Raw genomic sequence first — 19112 nt, forward strand, 5'->3', positions numbered from 1 at the left:
ATATGGATAAAAAGAAAAAACTTGCGGTTCGCATTCTGGCCGGATTTTTTATCGCAATGGCGGTATGTACTATTATTGCAAGGGCGGCGGCATCTTTGATGGTTGCACAGGTGAACGTGGACAAAGTAAGAAGGGGACGGCTCACCTATTCCTACACGGGGAGCGGGAAGATTGTGCCTGAGAAAGAAGAGCAGATTTTCCTCTGGCCGGGCCAGCAGGTAGAAAAAGCCGCAAAGGAAGGGAGTACTGTGAAGAGGGGCGAATGCCTTGTACAGTTTCGCGGGGAGTATCTCTTAAAGACTATTGAGCAGAAACAAAGTGAGGTCGAGCAGCTTAAGCTTAGGCGCGAACAGCAGCTTATTTCCACGAGGGAGACACAGAGGGTACCGGCTTCTGCAAGTGCAGCGCTTGCCCTTAAGTCTGCCGAAGACCGTCTCGCACAGGCATGGCAGAAGGAAGCAGACGCCCAGTATGCCTATGATTCGGAGGAATCCGAAGAATTGAAACAGCAGCTATATCAGGAAGTGCAAAGTGCTCAGGCGGAAGCAGCGTCTTTGGAACAGGCGGTGACAGATGCCCAGAATGCTTATGATTTAGCCTGCCAGCAGGATGCGGCACAGGAAGAAAACGATGCAAATGCCAGGGAGGCTGCTGAATTGGGGATAAAAGATCTGGACATCCAGATCAGACAGGCAGAGGAAGAACTGAAAAAGCTGCAGGAATATCAGGCTGCCGACGGTAAAATCTATGCAGAAAAAACTTGTGTGATACTGAAATCAGGCGTGCAGGAAGGGAGTATTTCCACAGGGACAGAAGTACTGACGATTGGAAACAGCGGATGGCGCCTTCAGGGGACTGCCGGTTCAGAGGAGAAAGAGGTACTGGCAGCAGGACTTCAGGTGGAAATTGAAACTTCTTCATCAGAGAAATATAAAGTAGAGATTGAGTCAGCGGTACAGGGCAGAGACGGGGAGAACACGGGAATCCTTTCCGGCCAAACTGGCAATGCAGCCGTCGGGGACGATCCGGCCGCAGAGGTTACTTTTTGGTCTGCTTCCCTTCCGGACGGCATGGTAGCGGCATACAATGAAACTTTTATCTGGAAGGCAGAGATAGAAACCGAGGAAGAGTTTGACCAGATTATTCCCCAGTCAGCGCTCCGGGAGGGGGCATCTGGCTACTACTGTCTGGTCCTTTCAGAAGAAACCGGCATGCTTGGGACTGTTCAGGCAGCAAAAAAGGTGAATGTAAACGTGATAAAAAAAGACGGTGAGAAGGCGGCAGTTGAAGGCGGTCTTAAAAGAGACAGCCAAATCATAGTATCTTCTGACAAATATGTAGAGGAGGGTGATCAGGTACGGATAAAGGAAAACGAAAACTAATATGTTATCTGATATTGGCAGCACTTCTACTGTTGGTGGATCTTTGGCTGTTTAGCCGCATGTCTGTACAGGAGGAGTTTTCTGAACACCTGAGTATGCGCTTCCGGGAGGGAACTATTTCGGAAGGGGCATTCGATGCCTTTATGGAAAGTAGCAGTAAAGAAGAGTTTTCTTTGGCCGCCGTGTGGAAATCAGACGGTGAGGCAGCGGCAGCAGCAAAGAACACAGGAAGAAGAGAGCAGTTAAAGTGCTATCGTATCAAAGGACAGCCGGAGGCAGTGTTTGGGGTGACGCTGTGCCTTGGCCGGTATTTCTTTCAGGATGAGGAGGCTGCCTGCCTGCTGGACCAGAAAGCGGCACAGTGTTTATTTGGGACAGAAGATGCTGTGGGAAATATTGTGGAACTGGGCGGGAAAAAATATCAGGTTGCAGGAATTCTGTCAGGCAGCAGGATGGTCTGCGCCACCCAGGCAGATCAAGGGGCCGCCTTTGACGGGATCGCGGTCTGCAGAGTATCGTCAAAGCAGTCTGTTAAGAACAGCATCAAAACACTGGAAATGTATTTTGGAAACGCGGATGAAGTGATTGACGGACAGTTCTACTTCTCATCCGCGTATATTCTGTTTGCCCTGAATCTGGCGGTGACATGGTTCATGATCTGCTTTTTAATCGGTTTTTCTGCCAGCCGGCCAGTTAAAATATTGTTTCTGGTAACCGGAGGGGTATTTGCTGTCCTGATTCTGATCATGGGAATACGTTTTTCAGGATTAGGGAGAGAGTATCTCCCTACTTACTGGTCAGACTTTGAATTTTACGAAAACTTATGGAGGGAGAAGGCGGATGCGGTAAGGCAGCTTTCGAGGCATCAGGAATTCTGGCAGGAACAGCTGATATGGACACGGTGGCTGCAGGCAGTCATAGGGAATCTTGTTCTTATAGGCGTGCAGATACTGACTGTGTATGTTACAATAGACATAACACGAAGCATGCAGCTTCATACCAGAAAAGGAATGCACAGGAAGAGGAGGAATGAGGATGGATCCAAGGCTTGAACCTTTATTTACGCCGTGGCGTATCGGAAACTGTGAGATTAAGAACCGCATTGTTTTAACTTCTATGGGAGGGACGAATCTCTTAGGGTGGATGGAAAAGAACCATTTTGACAAAGACGGGGCCCGCTTTATCATGGAGGTGGCAAAGAATAACGCCGGACTGGTGCTGCCGGGGTGCCAGCCGGTCTACAACCCGATGTTCGGGCAGTGGCTTTATAAGAACAAAAAGATGTATGAGGATTTAAAAGCATGGCTCCCGGAATTCCATAAGACGGGGGCAAAGCTATTTATCCAGCTGACGGCGGGCTTCGGACGCTCTTTTACGATCAGCGGACTGATGGAGACTCTTTACACAAATAAGTTTTTAAGAGTAGTTTCCAAACCGTTTATGGATCTGGATAAGATTACGGCGACAGCCAGCCCTTCACCGAACCGGTGGTCTGATAAGGTGCCGTCAAGAGAGCTGACTGTGGAGGAGATCCATGAATATGTAGAAGCTTTCGCGAAATGTGCAAGGCTGCTTCAGGATGCCGGCGTGGACGGCATCGAGATCCATGCGGTACATGAGGGCTATCTGCTGGACCAGTTTACCCTCAAATATGTGAACCACCGCACGGACGAGTATGGCGGCTCTTTCGAAAACCGTTACCGTTTTCCGGTGGAGATCGTGCAGGCCATTAAGAAAGAATGTGGAAAAGATTTCCCGGTATCCTTAAGATACAGTGTCCGTTCCATGACAAAGGGATTCAGGGAAGGGGCCCTGCCGGGCGAAGATTTCGTAGAAGCAGGAAGGGATATGGAAGAGTCCGAAAAGGCTGTGAAATATCTTCAGGATGCTGGCTATGATATGCTGAACTGTGATAATGGTACATATGATGCATGGTATTGGGCACATCCGCCGATCTATATGCCTGAGAACTGTAATCTGGAGGATGTGGAGCACATCAGGCAGTTCGTGGATATCCCCGTCGTATGTGCGGGCCGGATGGAACCATACACTGCGGCCAAATCCATTTCCGCAGGGAAAATCGACGGTGCAGGGTTTGCACGGCAGTTTCTGGCGGACCAGGAGTGGGTTACAAAGATGAAGGAAGGCAGGGAAGAGGACATCCGTCCCTGTATTTTATGCCATAACGGGTGCTTTAACATGTGTCATTACAAGGGTGTTGCGAATGACCAGGAACTTTCCGACAGCCTGCATTTGTCAAGATGCGCGGTTAATGCAGAGACGATGCAGTGGGATAAACACTATATTCATAAGGCATCAAAGCCCCAGACGGTATCCATTATCGGCGGCGGTATCGGAGGCATGGAAGCGGCAAGGGTATTAAAACTCAGGGGGCATGACCCGGTTATTTATGAAAAAGACAGTGTCCTTGGGGGAACTTTTATTCCGGCAAGTGCGGAATCCTATAAAGAGAAGCTTAGAAGCCTGCTTGCATGGTACAGACGCCAGATGGAGGTACTGGGTGTAAAAGTGAATCTGAACCACAAAGTCACAGATACGGAAACGTTTAAGGACGGCCCTGTTATTATAGCCACGGGTTCTGTTCCGAGGCTTCTGAAAAATGTGCCCGGTTATGAGCGTATGATCGAGGCATGTGACTTCTTAAACGGAGCAGAAGCAGGTGACACGGTGGCTGTGATCGGCGGGGGGCTGACCGGAAGCGAGATCGCATATGAACTGGCATTGATGGGAAAGAACCCGGTCATTGTGGAGATGAAGGATGACCTGATCTCCCAGACAGGTGTCTGTCTTGCCAACAGTTCTTATTTGCGTGAATGGTTCGCACTCCACAAGGTCCCGGTTTATCTGGAGACGACCTTGAAAGAGGTAAAGGAAGGTTCTGTAATCTGCCGGACCAAGGATGGAAAAGACATAGAGATCGCATGTGATTCGGTCATTAGCTCTGCGGGATATATACCAGATCCGTTGGATAAGAAAGGGGCATATCTGGTAGGTGACTGTAAGAATGTAGGCAATCTCAGGTCAGTGATCTGGGGCGCGTACGAGACGGCAATGAAAATATGATGGGAGGCCGGATACGATGATAAAGTATAAAATGAAACTGTCGAAGGAGCAGGAAGCAATCTTAAACGGCAACAAAGGCGAGGTTATGGCAAAGGTTATGGAGACCATGATCCGTTACGGGGAATTGTTCGGGGCAGACAGGATGGTCCCGATTACCAGTGAATACAACCATCTGGTTACCTCCTTCGGACTGAAGGCGCTGGGTCCTGTATATGACCTGATGGAGAAACTGATTGATGCAGGGTGTGTGTCCTCACAGAAATTCACCGCAGACCCGAGGCCGTTAGACAAGAATGTACCAAGCTCTTTCATACAGAATATTGTTTTCAACCACTTTATGTACAGTAAACAGGATTTCTATGAGGACCAATTGGGGAAGCTGGGGCTGCTTGAAAGGGACGCCTTTACGTGTACCTGTTATATGGACGAGGTAGGAAATGCACCGAAGCCGGGAGACATTCTATCCTGGTCAGAGTCCTCGGCAGTCGTATATGCGAATTCCGTACTGGGAGCCAGATGCAACCGTAATTCGGGTATTATCGACCTGATGGGATCCGTGGTGGGGTATGTGCCCTATTTCGGACTGCTGACGGATGAAGGCCGCAGGGCGGACTGGATCATTGAAATTAAGACGACAGAGAAACCAGAAGCACAGCTGTTAGGCTCGGCAGTTGGTATGAAGGTCATGGAGGATGTCCCTTATATTGTCGGACTGGACAAATGGCTCGGGGAACTGGACGAAGATGCAAGGACATACCTGAAGGATTTCGGGGCGGCCACGGCTTCCAACGGTGCAGTGGGGCTGTACCATGTGGAGGGAATTACCCCGGAGGCAGTGCAGCAAAAGAAGGCACTGCTGAAAGAGAATCCGAATGTATATGTCATCGACGATGCGGAACTGAAAAGGGTCTATGACAGCTATCCGGTCATCTGGAAAAACAAAGAGGCAAAGCCAAAGCTGTGCTTCATGGGGTGTCCGCACATGAGTCTGAACCAGCTTGTTAACTGGACCGAAAAGGTGGAGCGGGGCTTAAAAGAAGCCGGCAATGAAAAAGTCGTGATTCCTACCGTATTTACGGCTGCCCCGGCGGTGCTGAAAAAGTTTGAAGAGACGCCTTATGCGGCGCGGCTGAAAAAGACGGGGGTAATCTTATCTTACATCTGCCCCCTTATGTATATGAATAATCCTTTGAGTACGAGTATGCCTGTCATAACTTCCAGCAATAAGCTCCGTACCTATACGAGTGCGAGATACTATACGGATGAGGAAATTCTGGAACAGATCACCAGGTGAACAAGGAGGTAAGATATGATGAAGAGTTTTCAGGGAAGGGTTGTGACCCCGGGGAATATGACTGCACAGGCGCTTGTGAGCCATGAAGGACTCAATACACTGGCGTCTTTCCAAAAAGCACTGCAGTTTGGCGATAAGAAGGCAACCTGTGGGGACCAGAACAACACAGACTTATACGGGAAACAGATGGCGGGCAGGGCACTCTGCCTGCCGAGAACCATCGGTTCCACTACAGGAGGGCTTGTTCTTTACTGTGCCTGTTCCATGAAACGGCAGCCGGCGTGTATGCTGTTTTCCGAACCGATCGACTCACTGGCCGGGGCTGGGGCAATTCTGGCGGACGTGTGGCTGAATGATGTAACGATGCCGGTGGTGGATTCACTGGGAGAAGCATTTTTAGAGTATGTGAAGGATGACATGACCATTACGGTGAAAGAAGACGGCGTAGTGGAAGTGGGCTGATAAGAAACTTCGAACAAGATATGCCAGCAGATATACAAGATGTGCCAGAATGAAAACACCTTCATTTTTTTGTGATATTCTTTCCGTGAATTATAAGACAGGGAGGAAAAAGAGATGAAGGGAAAAAAACCAATCTCAAAAGTAACGGCAGCAGTCAGTTACATTGTATGTGCGGCTGTCATTATCGGGCTGGTTATCGGCAATTCATATGCATTGAAATATCAGAACCTGATATCTGTATATTTTAATCAGCCGACACAGAAGGTAGTATCGTCGGAGAGTGAGGAGACAGAACACTTTGTCAGTGATTTTGACAGCAAAGAAGAGCGTAAGGCTCATCTGGAGGAACTGGGAACACAGCTTGAGGCAGAAGGAATCGTGCTTCTTAGGAACCAGGATGGGGCGCTTCCGCTTGGGGACGGTGCGAAGATCAGCCTGTTCGGACAGGACAGCGTGGACCCGGTTTACGGGGGCGGAGGAGCCAGCACGATTGATACATCTGTGGCAGTTAACATTAAGGATGCCTTTACCGACAGGGGGCTGACACTGAATGACACCCTGTGGGATTTCTATGACACGGGTGCCGGAAAGGATTACAGGAAGACACAGCCTGATGTTTACGGAGTCGGGGCATTTACGGTCAATGAGGTCCCGGCAGATGTTTACACAGAGGAAGTGAAGGGAAGCTTTGCAGAGTTTGCCGATGCGGCGGTTGTCATGATCGGACGCACGGGAAGCGAGGTATCCGACCATTCCGCAAAAGCAATGGACACAGGATATCATTACCTCCAGCTGGACGGCAATGAGAGGGATATGCTTCAGATGGCGGCAGACAACTTTGAGAAGGTAATCGTAGTGCTCAATACATCGAATCCTATGGAATTAGGCGTACTGGAAGAATACGATGTCGATGCGGTTCTCTGGGCTGGTGCATTGGGCCAGACAGGTTCCTATGCTGTGGCAGATGTGCTGACAGGCGCGGTAAATCCGTCAGGCGCACTGGTAGACACTTATGCCTATGACACAACGAGCGCTCCGGGCATGGCTAATTTTGGGGATTACACGATTGCGAACAGCAGCGTGGACCGTGGAGACAAGTATCTCGTATATGGAGAGGGGATCTATGTAGGATATCTCTATTACGAGACAAGATACGAGGATGTGGTTCTGGGTAATGAAGATCCCAAGGCCTATGATTATACGGCATCCGTGCAGTATCCGTTTGGATATGGACTTTCATATACTGACTTTGAATGGTCAGATTTCGAGATGGAAGAACAGGAGGATACTTACGAGATTTCCGTAAAAGTGAAAAATACAGGTGATGTGGCAGGAAAGGATATTGTCCAGATTTATATGCAGTCCCCTTACACAGAATATGATAAAGAAAACGGGATAGAGAAGGCTGCGGCAGAACTGGCAGGGTTCGCAAAGACATCCTTACTGGAAGCGGGAGCAGGGGAAACGGTGACTGTCAGCGTTCCGAAAGAACTTATGAAAGCGTATGATGCAAAGGGTGCAGGAACGTATATTGTGGATGCGGGAAGCTACTATTTCGCGGCAGGTACGGATTCTCACAATGCATTAAATAACATTCTCGCTGCAAAGGGAAAGAGCACAGCAGACGGAATGGATAAAGACGGAAATGCTGATTTTGCAGCGGAGGTTACAGTAAAGGAGCTTGATACAGAGACATATGCCAGCTCAGCGGCAACGGGAAATGAGATTACGAATCAGTTTGAGAGCACTGATATCCGTTATTATGATCCGGATTATCAGTATCTCAGCCGCAGCGACTGGGACGGCACATGGCCGGAGACATATAAAGATGGTACATGGGAGGCACCGGACGGACTTTTGGCAGACCTGGAAATTTCCTATACAGAGGATGAGGATGCGACGGAACCTGTAACAGATACAGTTGATGAAGAACTAGGCAGGCTGAACACAGCGGCCTTAATGGATCTGGACCCGGAAGACAGTGCATGGGATACTCTGATCCGTCAGATGAGCGTCAGCGAACTGGACAGCCTCGTCAGGATCGGGGGCTACGCTACGCAGCAGATTGATTCGATACAGCTTCCGGCAACGACAGACAAGGACGGGACAGCGGGGATATCCAGCGCCTTAGTAGGCGGAGAGAGCGGGACGGCATATCCGCCGGAGATTGTGATCGCATCTACCTGGAATGTGGAGCTGGCCGGGGAGTTTGGCCGGTGCATCGGGGAAGACAGCATCAGCCTCGGGGTAACGGTATGGTATGCACCAGCCTGCAATATCCACAGATCCCCATTCAGCGGCCGTAATTTCGAATACTATTCCGAGGATGGCTTCCTGTCGGGAAAGATGGCGGCCAAGACAGTGGAAGGTGCGCAGTCAAAAGGCGTGATCGTTACTGTTAAACATTTTGCATTAAACGATCAGGAGTGCAACAGAACCGGCGGGGCTATGTTTGCGAATGAGCAGTCTGTCAGGGAACTGTACCTACGGCCGTTTGAGATTGCTGTCCGCGATGCAGATGCACTGGGGATGATGGCATCTATGAACCGTCTCGGTGCAAGATGGTCGGGCGGCCATTACGGGCTTATGACTTCTACACTGAGGGAGGAATGGGGATTCAAGGGATTCGTTGTAACGGATCAGGCATCATTTGACGTATTTGCTTATGAAGATTTAAGGGAGGGACTTGAAGCTGGGACTGACCTGTGGCTGAATACGGATGCCGGCCTGTGGAAGCTCTCCGATGCCGAGATGACACCAACGGTTATAGGTAATATGCAGAAAGCGTCCGGACATATCGCATATGCAGTGGCAAACAGCAATGCCATGAATGGCCTTTCGGCAGGAAGCAGGATTGTGTCCGTTATGCCGCTCTGGATGAAGCTGCTTGTGGCACTGGATGTTGCAGCAGGAATTATCGTACTGTGTGTAGTGGTCATCACGACAGGACGACTCTTAAAGAAAAAGCAGTCAAATGCAGAAATTCAGGATCTTTCTAAATAATAAGATATGGAATCTGCGGATAATAGATGATAAATAATTGAGGGCATGTCCGGTGCGCGGCATAACGCGGCCGGATATACCCTCGATTTGACGTACTGGAGGGAAGGGAATGAAACTGGCGGTTGTGGATGATGAAAAGAAAATGACAGAGCTGCTGTCAGACTATATCAGTCGGTTTGCAGAGGAAAAGCAGATGCCGGTCCAGGTGTCCGTATTCCATCATCCGAATGATTTTCTGACAAAGTATACGAAAGATTACGACCTGGTCCTGATGGACATCGAGATGCCGGGGCTAAATGGTATCGAAACTGCCCGGGAACTCAGGAAGATGGACGCAAGGGTCGTTTTAATGTTTATCACTAACATGGCGCAGTATGCAATCAATGGCTACGAGGTAGAAGCAGTAGATTTTATAGTCAAGCCTGTCTCCTATCCGGATTTTGCAATGAAGCTGGCAAAGGCCCTGCGCTATGTGAAACGTAATGAGGAGAAACGTCTTGTATTGAATACGCCGGATTCAGTCGTACATATTTCACTGGGGGATATTTACTATGTCGAGGTCATACGGCATTATCTCGTGTACCATACCGTGTCAGGGAACTATACCGTCCGGGGCGTACTAAAAGAAATGGACGAACTGCTCGCGGAATATCATTTTGTCAGAAGTAACCATTGTTACCTGGTAAATCTGAAGTATGTAGAGTCAATCACGGGGAATCTGGTGAAAGTAGCCGGTGATGAACTGCAGATCAGCAGAAACAAGAAGACGGAATTCATGATGGCATTTACCAGATATGTAGGAGGGATGGATTAATGAGTGCTTTGGATGTTTTTGAAGAACTGCGTTTTATCATAGAATTGCTTGTAGCAGAACAACTATTTACGTTTCATTTCGCAAAGAGGAAGAAGGACCACGGAAGGATTAATCTGGCAGGAAGCCTTCTCCTTATTCTGACTGCAGTCAGCTTTGTACCGATCCAGAAACTGGCGGTGTCCACAGACATCAAGATGTTAATTTATACCCTGCATGTATCATGGTACATATTCCTGCTGTTTCTGAGTCTGGTACTCGTAAGGCTGACTTATGAAATCACGATAAGTGATCTTATGTTCCTGGGAATATCAAGTTATTCGGCACAGCACATTGAATATGTTGTCGTGAATGAGATACTTGCAATGGGGATCTGGCCCGGGCTGCCGGACCATCTTATACTCTATGCACTGGTATGCATTGTTACCTGCGCGGCATGGTACTGGCTCTTAGCAAAAATTTTTGCATCAAGGTTAAAAGATCTGGAAGGAATTATTTATGAAGACAAACCTTCTACCATTTTCTACTTTGCGCTGATGCTTATCATGCTTATTGTATCTGCATTCATGGGGCAAAACCTGTTTCGTGGGGAGGATTATCCTGCAGGGGTGAATTACCGGGGGGCTCTTACGGATGTATTTAACTGTATTCTGGTACTGGTTGTCCAGTACAGTGTCTACCGGATCAGCGCCCTGAACAAGGAGAAGGAAGTAGTCAGGCAGCTCCTCTATGAACGGCAGAAACAGTATGCGCTTTCAAAGGAGAATATTGATATCATTAACCAGAAATGCCATGATCTGAAGCACCAGCTGCAGGGACTGAAGGACACGAAAGAAGAGGAACGCAGAAAGTATATCGAAGAAGTAGAAGAGTCTATTATGTTTTACGATTCGGTAGTAAAGACGAGTAATGAAGTTGTGAATACAATCCTGTCCGAGAAGAGCCTGTACTGTGAAAAACATAAGATCCGGCTGACGTGCATTGTCGATGCAAAACCTCTGGATTTCATGAATACACTGGATATCTATGCCCTTCTTGGGAATGCTTTAGATAATGCAATCGAATGTGTCAGTAAATATGAGGATACAGATAAAAGAGTTGTCAGCCTCAACATATCTGCGAAGGGTGGATTTTTGTGCATACAGACAAACAACTACATGGAGGGCGAACTAAAGTTTCAGGACGGGCTGCCGGTTTCTACGAAGGTGAGAAAGCGTGAGAACCACGGGTTCGGGATGAAGAGTATGAGACATCTTACCGATAAATACGGCGGTACGATGTGCGCGGACATTGAAAACGGGATCTTCATGCTCCAGATTGTAATTCCCATGCCGAAAGAGTTCCTGAGACTTCTGAACGAGGCGGGTGCGTGACAGCAGCTTTGCAGCGGAATAGAAGGAAAACTGAAAAAATATGACCGGTTCTTGTAAGTTGAGGTTAGGTTGAGGTTGGGCATGTATCTTTGGTAAGACAAGGAGAGTGAATAACATGCTGCAGATTAAGAGTATTAGCAAAAAATATAAAACGGGAGACCTGATACAGACGGCCCTGAATGAAGTCAGCCTGAATCTTAGAGATAATGAGTTCGTTGCAATCTTAGGCCCCAGTGGTTCGGGAAAGACAACACTTCTAAATATTATTGGGGGGCTTGACCGTTATGACAGTGGAGACCTGATTATCAACGGCATTTCTACGAAAAAATATCAGGACCGAGACTGGGATTCCTACAGAAACCATACCATCGGTTTTGTATTTCAGAGTTATAACCTGATTCCCCACCAGACGATACTGGCGAATGTGGAACTGGCACTGACCATTTCCGGAATCAGCAAGGCCGAACGTAAGAAACAGGCTCGCGAGGCGCTGGAAGAGGTAGGGCTCGGGGAGCAGCTGCACAAAAAGCCGACCCAGATGTCCGGCGGGCAGATGCAGAGGGTTGCCATTGCCAGGGCACTCGTAAACAATCCGGATATCGTGCTGGCCGATGAGCCGACCGGGGCACTTGACAGTGAGACCAGCCTTCAGGTCATGGAGCTTTTAAAAGAGGTGGCAAAAGACCGCCTTGTAGTAATGGTTACACATAACCCGGAGCTGGCAGACCAGTATGCAAACCGGATTGTAAAATTAAAGGACGGCACGATCCGCTCGGACTCCAATCCGTATGAGCTGGATGAAGATAGCATGGAGGAGCCGGAACACCGGAACATGGGGAAATCCTCCATGTCATTTCTGACGGCACTTTCGCTGAGTTTTAACAACCTGCGGACAAAAAAGGCCCGGACACTGCTGACCGCTTTTGCGGGTTCCATTGGTATCATCGGAATTGCACTGATACTGTCGCTCTCCACGGGGGCAAACGACTACATCCAGTCCGTGGAGGAGGAGACCCTTTCCGAATATCCCCTCCAGATTCAAAGCACTGGTTTCGACATTTCAGCTTTGATGGTCGGAAATTCAGGGGGAGGCGGGAAAAAAGAAGATGGTGATATCCATGTGGTGCAGATGGTGACGGATATGTTTTCCACGATGAATTCCAATGACTTGGAATCTCTGAAGAATTATCTGGACAGCGGTGAAAGCGGGATAGAGCCATATACAAAAGCCATCGAATACTCTTATAATGGTGTCCCCCAGATTTACCGTGAGGATGGAGATAAGATCCGTCAGGTCAATCCGGATAAATCCTTCGATTCTCTTGGATTTGGCTCAGCCTCCGGTTCCAATAGTATGATGTCCTCTATGATGAGCACGGATATGTTCTATGAAATGCCGGAAAATGCCTCTTTGTATAAAGACCAGTACGATGTAAAGGCCGGGCACTGGCCGGAAAATTACAAGGAATGTGTTGTCGTTCTAAACAGCAGCGGTAGCATCAGTGACTTAATGCTCTACACATTGGGGCTGAGAGATGTCATGGAACTGGATGAAATGATTCAGCAGTTTATTGATGAGGAGACAATCAATACACCCGATAATATGGGCTCCTATACTTATGAAGATATTCTGGGGACTACCTACAAGCTGGTAAACAGTTCAGATTATTATGAATATGACGGTGAGCATAAAGTGTGGACGGATAAGACCGATAACAAGGATTATATGCGCACACTGGTGAAAAACGGGGAAGAGCTTAAAGTGGTTGGTATTGTGCAGCTTTCAGAGGGGGCAAACGGTTCCGCACTTAAGCCGGGGATCGGATACACGGTTTCCCTGACACAGCATACTGCAAAGCAGGCGAAGAACAGCAGGATCGTACAGCAGCAGATGGCAGAAACGGATGTAAATGTGTTTACGAACGAGCCGTTCGGTGATACGGACAGTAACAAGAACTCCCTGAATATGGATTCTCTTTTTTCAATAGATACGAATGCCATACAGAATGCCTTTAAGTTTAATGAAGACGCCCTGTCCGGAGGCTTCTCTGATTCGATGGACCTGTCCGGGGCTTTCCAGATGGATGGAAATTCACTGGATTTGTCCGGAATGATGAATTTTGGGGATATGAAACTGGATCTTCCGGAAATGGAAGGCCTCAGCATGGAAAGTCTGCTGAACGGACTGAATCTGACTGTTTCCAGAGACAATCTGGAACAAATGGTGGGCGGGCTTTTGAAAGGTTACCAGAACTATACTGCAGGGAATCCACAGGCAGACTACACGAAACTGAACGATGCAGTTTATACTTATCTGGTATCCGAGGAAGCGAAGGCGGTCTTAACAGAAAATATAAAAGACATGATACAGGAAAACGGCGGGGGTGTTACCGTTTCTACAGAGCAGCTTCAGGCAATGTTTTCTGAAATCATGGCCGGTTATCAGGCATATGCAGCCGGTCAGGGGTATACGGACCCCGACCTGTTTGATGAGTACCTGATCGAGTATCTGCAGACAGCAGAAGCACAGGAAATCCTTACCCGGTGGGGAAATGAAATTTTCCAGAGCAATATCGATGTGACGGTCACATCTGAACAACTGCAGAAGCTGGCTTTGGAGCTGGCGGCAGGCTATCAGCAGTATGCGGCTGCCAACAGCCTGCCGGACCCGTCCTTAATGGGACAATACTTTATGGAATATCTGAACACAGCAGAGGGCAGACAGCAGCTTTCGGACGGAATATACAGCATGGTTGATATGAACAGTCTGGAGACACAGATATCCACGGTTATTCAGGAATATATGACAAAATCAATGGGAAGCTTTACAGAGGCAATGTCACAGACACTTCAGACGCAGATGACATCCCTGATGGAGCAGATTGTAAACCAGATCAGTGGCAGCATAGAAGGCGCCATGCAGTCAGTCATGGGCCAGATCGGAAGCCAGCTTCAGAGTGCAATGGGCGATGCCATGCAGATTGACGAGGAAGCGTTTGCAAAGGCTTTTCAGATGAATATGGATCAGGATGAAATGTCAGAACTTCTGATGTCCTTCATGACCACGGAAGGAGCCACTTATAAAGGAAATTTGGAAAAACTGGGATACGTGGATTTCGACCAGCCGACCGGGATCAATATCTATCCGCTGGATTTTGCGAGCAAGGAACAAGTAGTCCAGATTCTGGATGATTATAACAGCCGCATGGAGGAAGAAGGAAAAGATGAGCAGGTTATTTCCTACACAGATATAGTAGGGACAATGATGTCTTCTGTAACGAACATTATCGACATCATCAGCTATGTGCTGATCGCCTTTGTAGCGATTTCTCTCGTAGTTTCGTCTATCATGATCGGAGTCATCACATATATCAGTGTATTGGAGCGGAAAAAGGAAATCGGAATCCTGCGTGCGATCGGGGCATCGAAGGGGAATGTATCCCAGATTTTTAATGCGGAAACCTTCATCATCGGTCTCTGTGCGGGAGGGATCGGAATCATTCTGACACTTCTGATCCTGATACCGGGGAATGCACTGATCCACCATCTGGCCGGGAATTCATCCATCAGCGCAGTTCTGCCTGTACAGTATGCAGTCATACTGATCCTGCTCAGCGTGCTGCTGACGATACTGGGAGGCCTGATCCCATCCAGCAAGGCTGCGAAGAATGACCCGGTGACGGCACTTCGGGTTGAGTAATTGAGTATTGACAAGAAGAGGTATGTAGGTTATGATAGTCATATCAAAATAATTTGATGTAAAGGACAGTGGAAATGACAGATTTTTCGAAAGATGCTAAAATTTTTAAAGCACTCTGTGATGAAAAGAGACTGGCTATTTTAGAACATTTAAAAGGCGGGGAAAAGTGTGCGTGTGTCCTAATTGAGTGTATGGACATGGGGCAGTCGGCTTTATCTTATCATATGAAAATACTTTGTGAATCCGGTATTGTAACAGGCAGACAGGAAGGGAAATGGACACACTACAGCCTGAATCAAAAGGGAAGTGAGTACGCTGCAAAGCGCCTTTTAGAATTGACAACGCCTGATATACAGGCATAGTTAGAACATTGTGTATCCTTGGGGTATATAAAAGTCATCGTGCGATGGCTTTTATATATCCTCAATACATCAAAAAAAATTGATGTGTTGATGCCAGGGTCAAAAGGTCATACAATGCATGCTCGCATGCAATTGGATGACTTTGGGACCCGTAAAACATGAGAAAGTAGCCCGATTAGGGCGGATTTCGAATGTTTTTAGGATTTCGGGAGCACGAAGTGCGGAGAAATCCGTAGCATCAGGGGTCAAAATACCTTTTGACCCCAACATTATATGATAAAAAGAATGGAGGGGTTTTTTTGACAATTTTAAGTGATATATGGTTATTTTTTCAGGACCAGATATTAGGTATGAAATGGCTGAACAGTTTAATAGGCGGCCTTCTGTCAGCTTCGGGGCTGGACATCGAAAGCCGCATAGGGGGGAGCATTCAGTTTTTTATTTATGATGTGATTAAGATCACTATTTTGTTATGTCTGTTAATTTTTTTCATCTCGTTTATACAAAGCTATTTCCCGCCTGAAAGAAGTAAGAAAATATTAGGACGGTTTCACGGGACAGGGGCAAATATTATATCGGCTTTACTGGGAACGGTTACTCCTTTTTGTTCATGTTCCTCTATACCTTTATTTATCGGGTTTACAAATGCCGGACTTTCTTTAGGTGTTACCTTTTCATTCCTGATATCTTCCCCTATGGTAGACTTGGGAAGCCTTGTCCTGCTTATGAGTATCTTCGGCGTAAAAGTTGCCTTTGCCTATGTACTGATTGGGTTAGTGATTGCGGTTACCGGTGGGACAATTATTGAGAAAATGCACATGGAAAAGTATGTGGAAGAATTTATAAGGAGCGCAGGCAGTGTGGATATTAATACCCCTGCACTCACAAGAAGGGACAGAATACAGTTTGCGAAAGAACAGGTTACAGAAACATTTAAAAAAGTATTCCCTTATATTTTAGCAGGTGTTGGAATCGGGGCGGTCATTCATAACTGGATACCAGAAAGCTGGGTGGAAACAATCTTAGGAAGTAATAACCCGTTTGGCGTCATATTAGCTGCATTAGTCGGTATCCCGATGTATGCGGACATATTTGGCACCATACCGGTTGCTGAGGCACTGCTTGCGAAGGGCGCGCAGTTAGGCACAATTCTGGCTTTTATGATGGCAGTTACGACTTTAAGCCTGCCGTCTATGATTATGTTAAAGAAAGCAGTAAAGCCTAAGCTGTTAGCATTGTTTATTGCTATCTGCACGGTCGGGATTATCATTGTCGGATATTTGTTTAATATATTTCATGCATATTTGATTTAAAAACCGGGGGTTAAGGAAATGGGATTACTTTAGGTTTTACCTCATTTCTTTTCTCCCAAAATATTTAATAGACACAAATAATGCGAAAACCGATATGATTACAGCACATGGCACAAACGGAAGCAGCGGTAAGGTACTTCCACCTCCTGCAGCTGTTACCGTATGCAATGCGTGTGATACGACATATCCACTGTAACAGTATGGATAAACTAACCGTAAGGGAGTATTTGCGATCAATACACCCGGGATTATTAGTAACAGGTTTAATCCCATAGATAATAGCGATTTTTCAAATAATATTGTAATTGCCCACATACATGAAACGGCAGGAACCATTGTCGAGAATAGTTTTATCGTCCATGTTAACAAATAAAGGATTGGTACGGATTCCCCTACATTCATAACCTGTGTGGTAATAATTCCTGCAATAATAAACGCGCTGAAGAAGATTAACAATTCTATTGTTAAGAAACTTAATAGTACGAAAAACTTTGTCAATGCAAGCTTCCCCCTTTTGACAGGCAATGCAAGCATTTTCATAATACCATTGTTTTTCATTTCTCTGTTTGCAATCATGACACAAACGACAACCATTGAGAATGGAAGTAGATAATATCCGAAAAGCAGCGCACTTTGAATGAACATTGCTGACCATGCGTCTGTATATTCTGGTGACATGTACATGCCGATGCTTGACACACCAGAAATAACAACTAATACAGGTGGTATAAAAAGCAAAGGAAGTATACCTGACCTCTTTACTTTTATAAATTCTATTTTTAACAATTCAATGACTGACATATTGGGTCCCCCTTTATTCATAGTGTTTCGTTTTACTAACATACCAGCCTAATACGAAAAACGTAACTGTTTCAACAAGTCCTACAATTAAAATGCCCATATCAATGTTTGCGGCAGACGATACTGCCGGTTTCACCATCAATACAAACGGATTGACTAAAAAGGCCGTAAAATCGGAAAGTGACATTGCCATGCCGCTAAAAAATCCAGCCACACCAATTCCTAAAGTGAACCAGATGTTTTCACAGCGTGATGATACAAAAAGCATAAATGCCAGTACTGGCAGGGTTGATGCAAAACAATATCCCGCGTATTTTAAAAGTGCCGGCAGTTCAAATGTGCCAGTTGGAAGGAAGATGTCTCCAATCATACATAATGCTCCATTTTGCAGGAAAATACATAATACAAGCAGCGCAAATAGTATATAAAATTTATGTCTGAAGATTGCGGATGGATTGAATGGGAGCATATACATTTTTTTGATTGCATTTCCCTGAAATTCCACATTATATGCTAAAGTTGCTGCAACAATAATTCCAAACATGTTGAGCACCATTATCATTCCATATAACTGTGTTAATAAAACGTCCATTGGTGGAAGCGGCAGGTTGAGTAATACATCTTTACGAATTATGAAATTCGCAAAAGCATAGAATGCTCCCAGTATTCCGGTTATTGGTAAAACTTCCAATATTCCTGTGCGTCTACATTTTTTCAGTTCAATAACTAAGCTGTTCATAACTTCGACCTCTGCTTTCTTATAGTGTTATCTTCGTCAATCATAGATAGGAACATATCTTCTAACTTGTCTGTTTCAAATCCCTCTTCCTTCGCCGTATTTTTCAAATCATCAAGGCTGCCCTCGAAAAGCAGTCTGCCGTGATTTAAGATACCAATATCATCTGCTAACAGTTCAATTTCAGATAGCATATGAGATGAAATTAGAATCGTACAGTTATATTTCTCAGGAAGCGATTTAATTAGATTCCGAATCTCGTGAATGCCTGCCGGATCCAGCCCATTTGTCGGCTCATCTAAAATTAAGACGGGCGGTTCGCCGAGTAAAGCAGAAGCAAGCCCTAATCGCTGTTTCATTCCTAACGAGTATTTTTTCGCCAGACGGTTTCCAAATTCTGATAAACCTACCAACTCCAATGCGCTGCCAACTGTTGAAGCTGGAAGGTTTAAAATTCTGCGAATAATGTCCAAATTTTCTTTGCCTGTCAAATTTGAATAAAAGGAAGGTGACTCGATGAATGAACCAACCTTCTTTAAAATACGCATCCGGTCATTTGGAAATGTCATGTTGTCGATTTTAAAACTGCCCTCTGTTTGTGCTGTCAATCCTAAAAGCATTTTCATAGTTGTGGATTTCCCGGCTCCGTTTGGACCGAGAAATCCATAAATTTTTCCTTTCTTAATGTGTAGTGACACATGGTCTACTGCGGTAAACCCTTTGTATTTTTTTGTTAAATTTTTTGTTTCAATTATATTTACCATAAATTCCACTCCTTTTTCTTGTTAGTT

General features: G+C 46.3%; 14 protein-coding genes. 11 read left to right on the top strand and 3 right to left on the bottom strand.

From position 1 onward, the window contains the following. The first annotated feature begins 2 nt into the window (after window positions 1–2). The 11 genes from DWX43_RS01775 to DWX43_RS01825 all read left to right on the top strand — a co-directional run bounded on the left by DWX43_RS01775 (window position 3) and on the right by DWX43_RS01825 (window position 16784). A complete protein-coding gene (locus DWX43_RS01775) occupies window positions 3–1382 on the top strand; it encodes a hypothetical protein (RefSeq protein ID WP_118618406.1) in 1380 nt (459 codons plus the stop codon). A gap of 143 nt (window positions 1383–1525) precedes the next feature. Next, on the top strand, window positions 1526–2434 hold the full coding sequence (locus DWX43_RS01780) for an ABC transporter permease (RefSeq protein WP_147356282.1): 909 nt from the start codon (window positions 1526–1528) through the stop codon (window positions 2432–2434). Continuing rightward, window positions 2418–4466, top strand: coding sequence for an FAD-dependent oxidoreductase (locus tag DWX43_RS01785; RefSeq protein WP_118618410.1), 2049 nt, complete (start codon window positions 2418–2420; stop codon window positions 4464–4466). Before DWX43_RS01780 ends, DWX43_RS01785 begins: the two co-directional genes overlap by 17 nt. A 16-nt stretch (window positions 4467–4482) precedes the next feature. After that, a complete protein-coding gene (locus DWX43_RS01790; protein WP_243099229.1) occupies window positions 4483–5760 on the top strand; it encodes an aconitase X in 1278 nt (425 codons plus the stop codon). Between the two features lie 15 nt (window positions 5761–5775). Further along, window positions 5776–6222, top strand: a complete 447-nt coding sequence (locus DWX43_RS01795; protein WP_242996070.1) for a DUF126 domain-containing protein — start codon at window positions 5776–5778, stop codon at window positions 6220–6222. 114 nt (window positions 6223–6336) lie between these two features. Next, window positions 6337–9225 carry a glycoside hydrolase family 3 protein gene (locus tag DWX43_RS01800; protein WP_109731547.1) on the top strand — a complete coding sequence of 963 codons (2889 nt, stop codon included), beginning with the start codon at window positions 6337–6339 and terminating at the stop codon, window positions 9223–9225. A gap of 109 nt (window positions 9226–9334) precedes the next feature. Continuing rightward, complete coding sequence (locus tag DWX43_RS01805) at window positions 9335–10039, top strand: LytTR family DNA-binding domain-containing protein (protein WP_109731548.1); 705 nt, start codon at window positions 9335–9337, stop codon at window positions 10037–10039. Then, window positions 10039–11409 (top strand): ATP-binding protein, encoded by a 1371-nt coding sequence (locus DWX43_RS01810; protein ID WP_118618412.1) that lies wholly within the window; start codon window positions 10039–10041, stop codon window positions 11407–11409. Before DWX43_RS01805 ends, DWX43_RS01810 begins: the two co-directional genes overlap by 1 nt. A gap of 115 nt (window positions 11410–11524) precedes the next feature. Further along, entirely contained in the window at window positions 11525–15109 is a 3585-nt protein-coding gene (locus DWX43_RS01815) for an ABC transporter ATP-binding protein/permease (RefSeq protein ID WP_118618414.1), read from the top strand. Window positions 15110–15183: 74 nt separating this feature from the next. Next, on the top strand, window positions 15184–15471 hold the full coding sequence (locus DWX43_RS01820; protein ID WP_118618416.1) for a metalloregulator ArsR/SmtB family transcription factor: 288 nt from the start codon (window positions 15184–15186) through the stop codon (window positions 15469–15471). A 299-nt stretch (window positions 15472–15770) separates the two neighbouring features. Next, window positions 15771–16784: a permease gene (locus DWX43_RS01825; RefSeq protein WP_118618418.1), complete on the top strand. Its 1014-nt coding sequence runs from the start codon at window positions 15771–15773 to the stop codon at window positions 16782–16784. A gap of 36 nt (window positions 16785–16820) precedes the next feature. Here DWX43_RS01825 and DWX43_RS01830 read toward each other — a convergent pair whose 3' ends face one another. From DWX43_RS01830 to DWX43_RS01840, 3 genes are read right to left on the bottom strand one after another with little or no spacing between them, the layout of a single operon-like run. Next, the gene (locus tag DWX43_RS01830; protein ID WP_118618420.1) at window positions 16821–17585 is read right to left on the bottom strand and encodes an ABC transporter permease; all 765 of its coding nucleotides are present in this window, start codon (window positions 17583–17585) and stop codon (window positions 16821–16823) included. Between the two features lie 13 nt (window positions 17586–17598). Beyond that, window positions 17599–18324: an ABC transporter permease gene (locus DWX43_RS01835; RefSeq protein ID WP_118618422.1), complete on the bottom strand. Its 726-nt coding sequence runs from the start codon at window positions 18322–18324 to the stop codon at window positions 17599–17601. After that, window positions 18321–19085 (bottom strand): ABC transporter ATP-binding protein, encoded by a 765-nt coding sequence (locus DWX43_RS01840; RefSeq protein WP_118618424.1) that lies wholly within the window; start codon window positions 19083–19085, stop codon window positions 18321–18323. The genes DWX43_RS01835 and DWX43_RS01840 overlap by 4 nt, the downstream gene beginning before the upstream one ends. Between the last annotated feature and the right edge of the window lie 27 nt (window positions 19086–19112).

It is taken from the genome of Clostridium sp. AF19-22AC, assembly GCF_003479085.1.
Classification (GTDB): Bacteria; Bacillota; Clostridia; order Lachnospirales; family Lachnospiraceae; genus Faecalicatena_A; species Faecalicatena_A orotica.

Bases quoted from the DNA above. Each gene is read 5' to 3' on its own strand.
- DWX43_RS01775 (WP_118618406.1), top strand. From the start codon at position 3: ATGGATAAAAAGAAAAAACTTGCGGTTCGCATTCTGGCCGGATTTTTT.
- DWX43_RS01780 (WP_147356282.1), top strand. From the start codon at position 1,526: ATGGAAAGTAGCAGTAAAGAAGAGTTTTCTTTGGCCGCCGTGTGGAAA.
- DWX43_RS01785 (WP_118618410.1), top strand. From the start codon at position 2,418: ATGGATCCAAGGCTTGAACCTTTATTTACGCCGTGGCGTATCGGAAAC.
- DWX43_RS01790 (WP_243099229.1), top strand. From the start codon at position 4,483: ATGATAAAGTATAAAATGAAACTGTCGAAGGAGCAGGAAGCAATCTTA.
- DWX43_RS01795 (WP_242996070.1), top strand. From the start codon at position 5,776: ATGATGAAGAGTTTTCAGGGAAGGGTTGTGACCCCGGGGAATATGACT.
- DWX43_RS01800 (WP_109731547.1), top strand. From the start codon at position 6,337: ATGAAGGGAAAAAAACCAATCTCAAAAGTAACGGCAGCAGTCAGTTAC.
- DWX43_RS01805 (WP_109731548.1), top strand. From the start codon at position 9,335: ATGAAACTGGCGGTTGTGGATGATGAAAAGAAAATGACAGAGCTGCTG.
- DWX43_RS01810 (WP_118618412.1), top strand. From the start codon at position 10,039: ATGAGTGCTTTGGATGTTTTTGAAGAACTGCGTTTTATCATAGAATTG.
- DWX43_RS01815 (WP_118618414.1), top strand. From the start codon at position 11,525: ATGCTGCAGATTAAGAGTATTAGCAAAAAATATAAAACGGGAGACCTG.
- DWX43_RS01820 (WP_118618416.1), top strand. From the start codon at position 15,184: ATGACAGATTTTTCGAAAGATGCTAAAATTTTTAAAGCACTCTGTGAT.
- DWX43_RS01830 (WP_118618420.1), bottom strand. From the start codon at position 17,585: ATGTCAGTCATTGAATTGTTAAAAATAGAATTTATAAAAGTAAAGAGG.
- DWX43_RS01835 (WP_118618422.1), bottom strand. From the start codon at position 18,324: ATGAACAGCTTAGTTATTGAACTGAAAAAATGTAGACGCACAGGAATA.
- DWX43_RS01840 (WP_118618424.1), bottom strand. From the start codon at position 19,085: ATGGTAAATATAATTGAAACAAAAAATTTAACAAAAAAATACAAAGGG.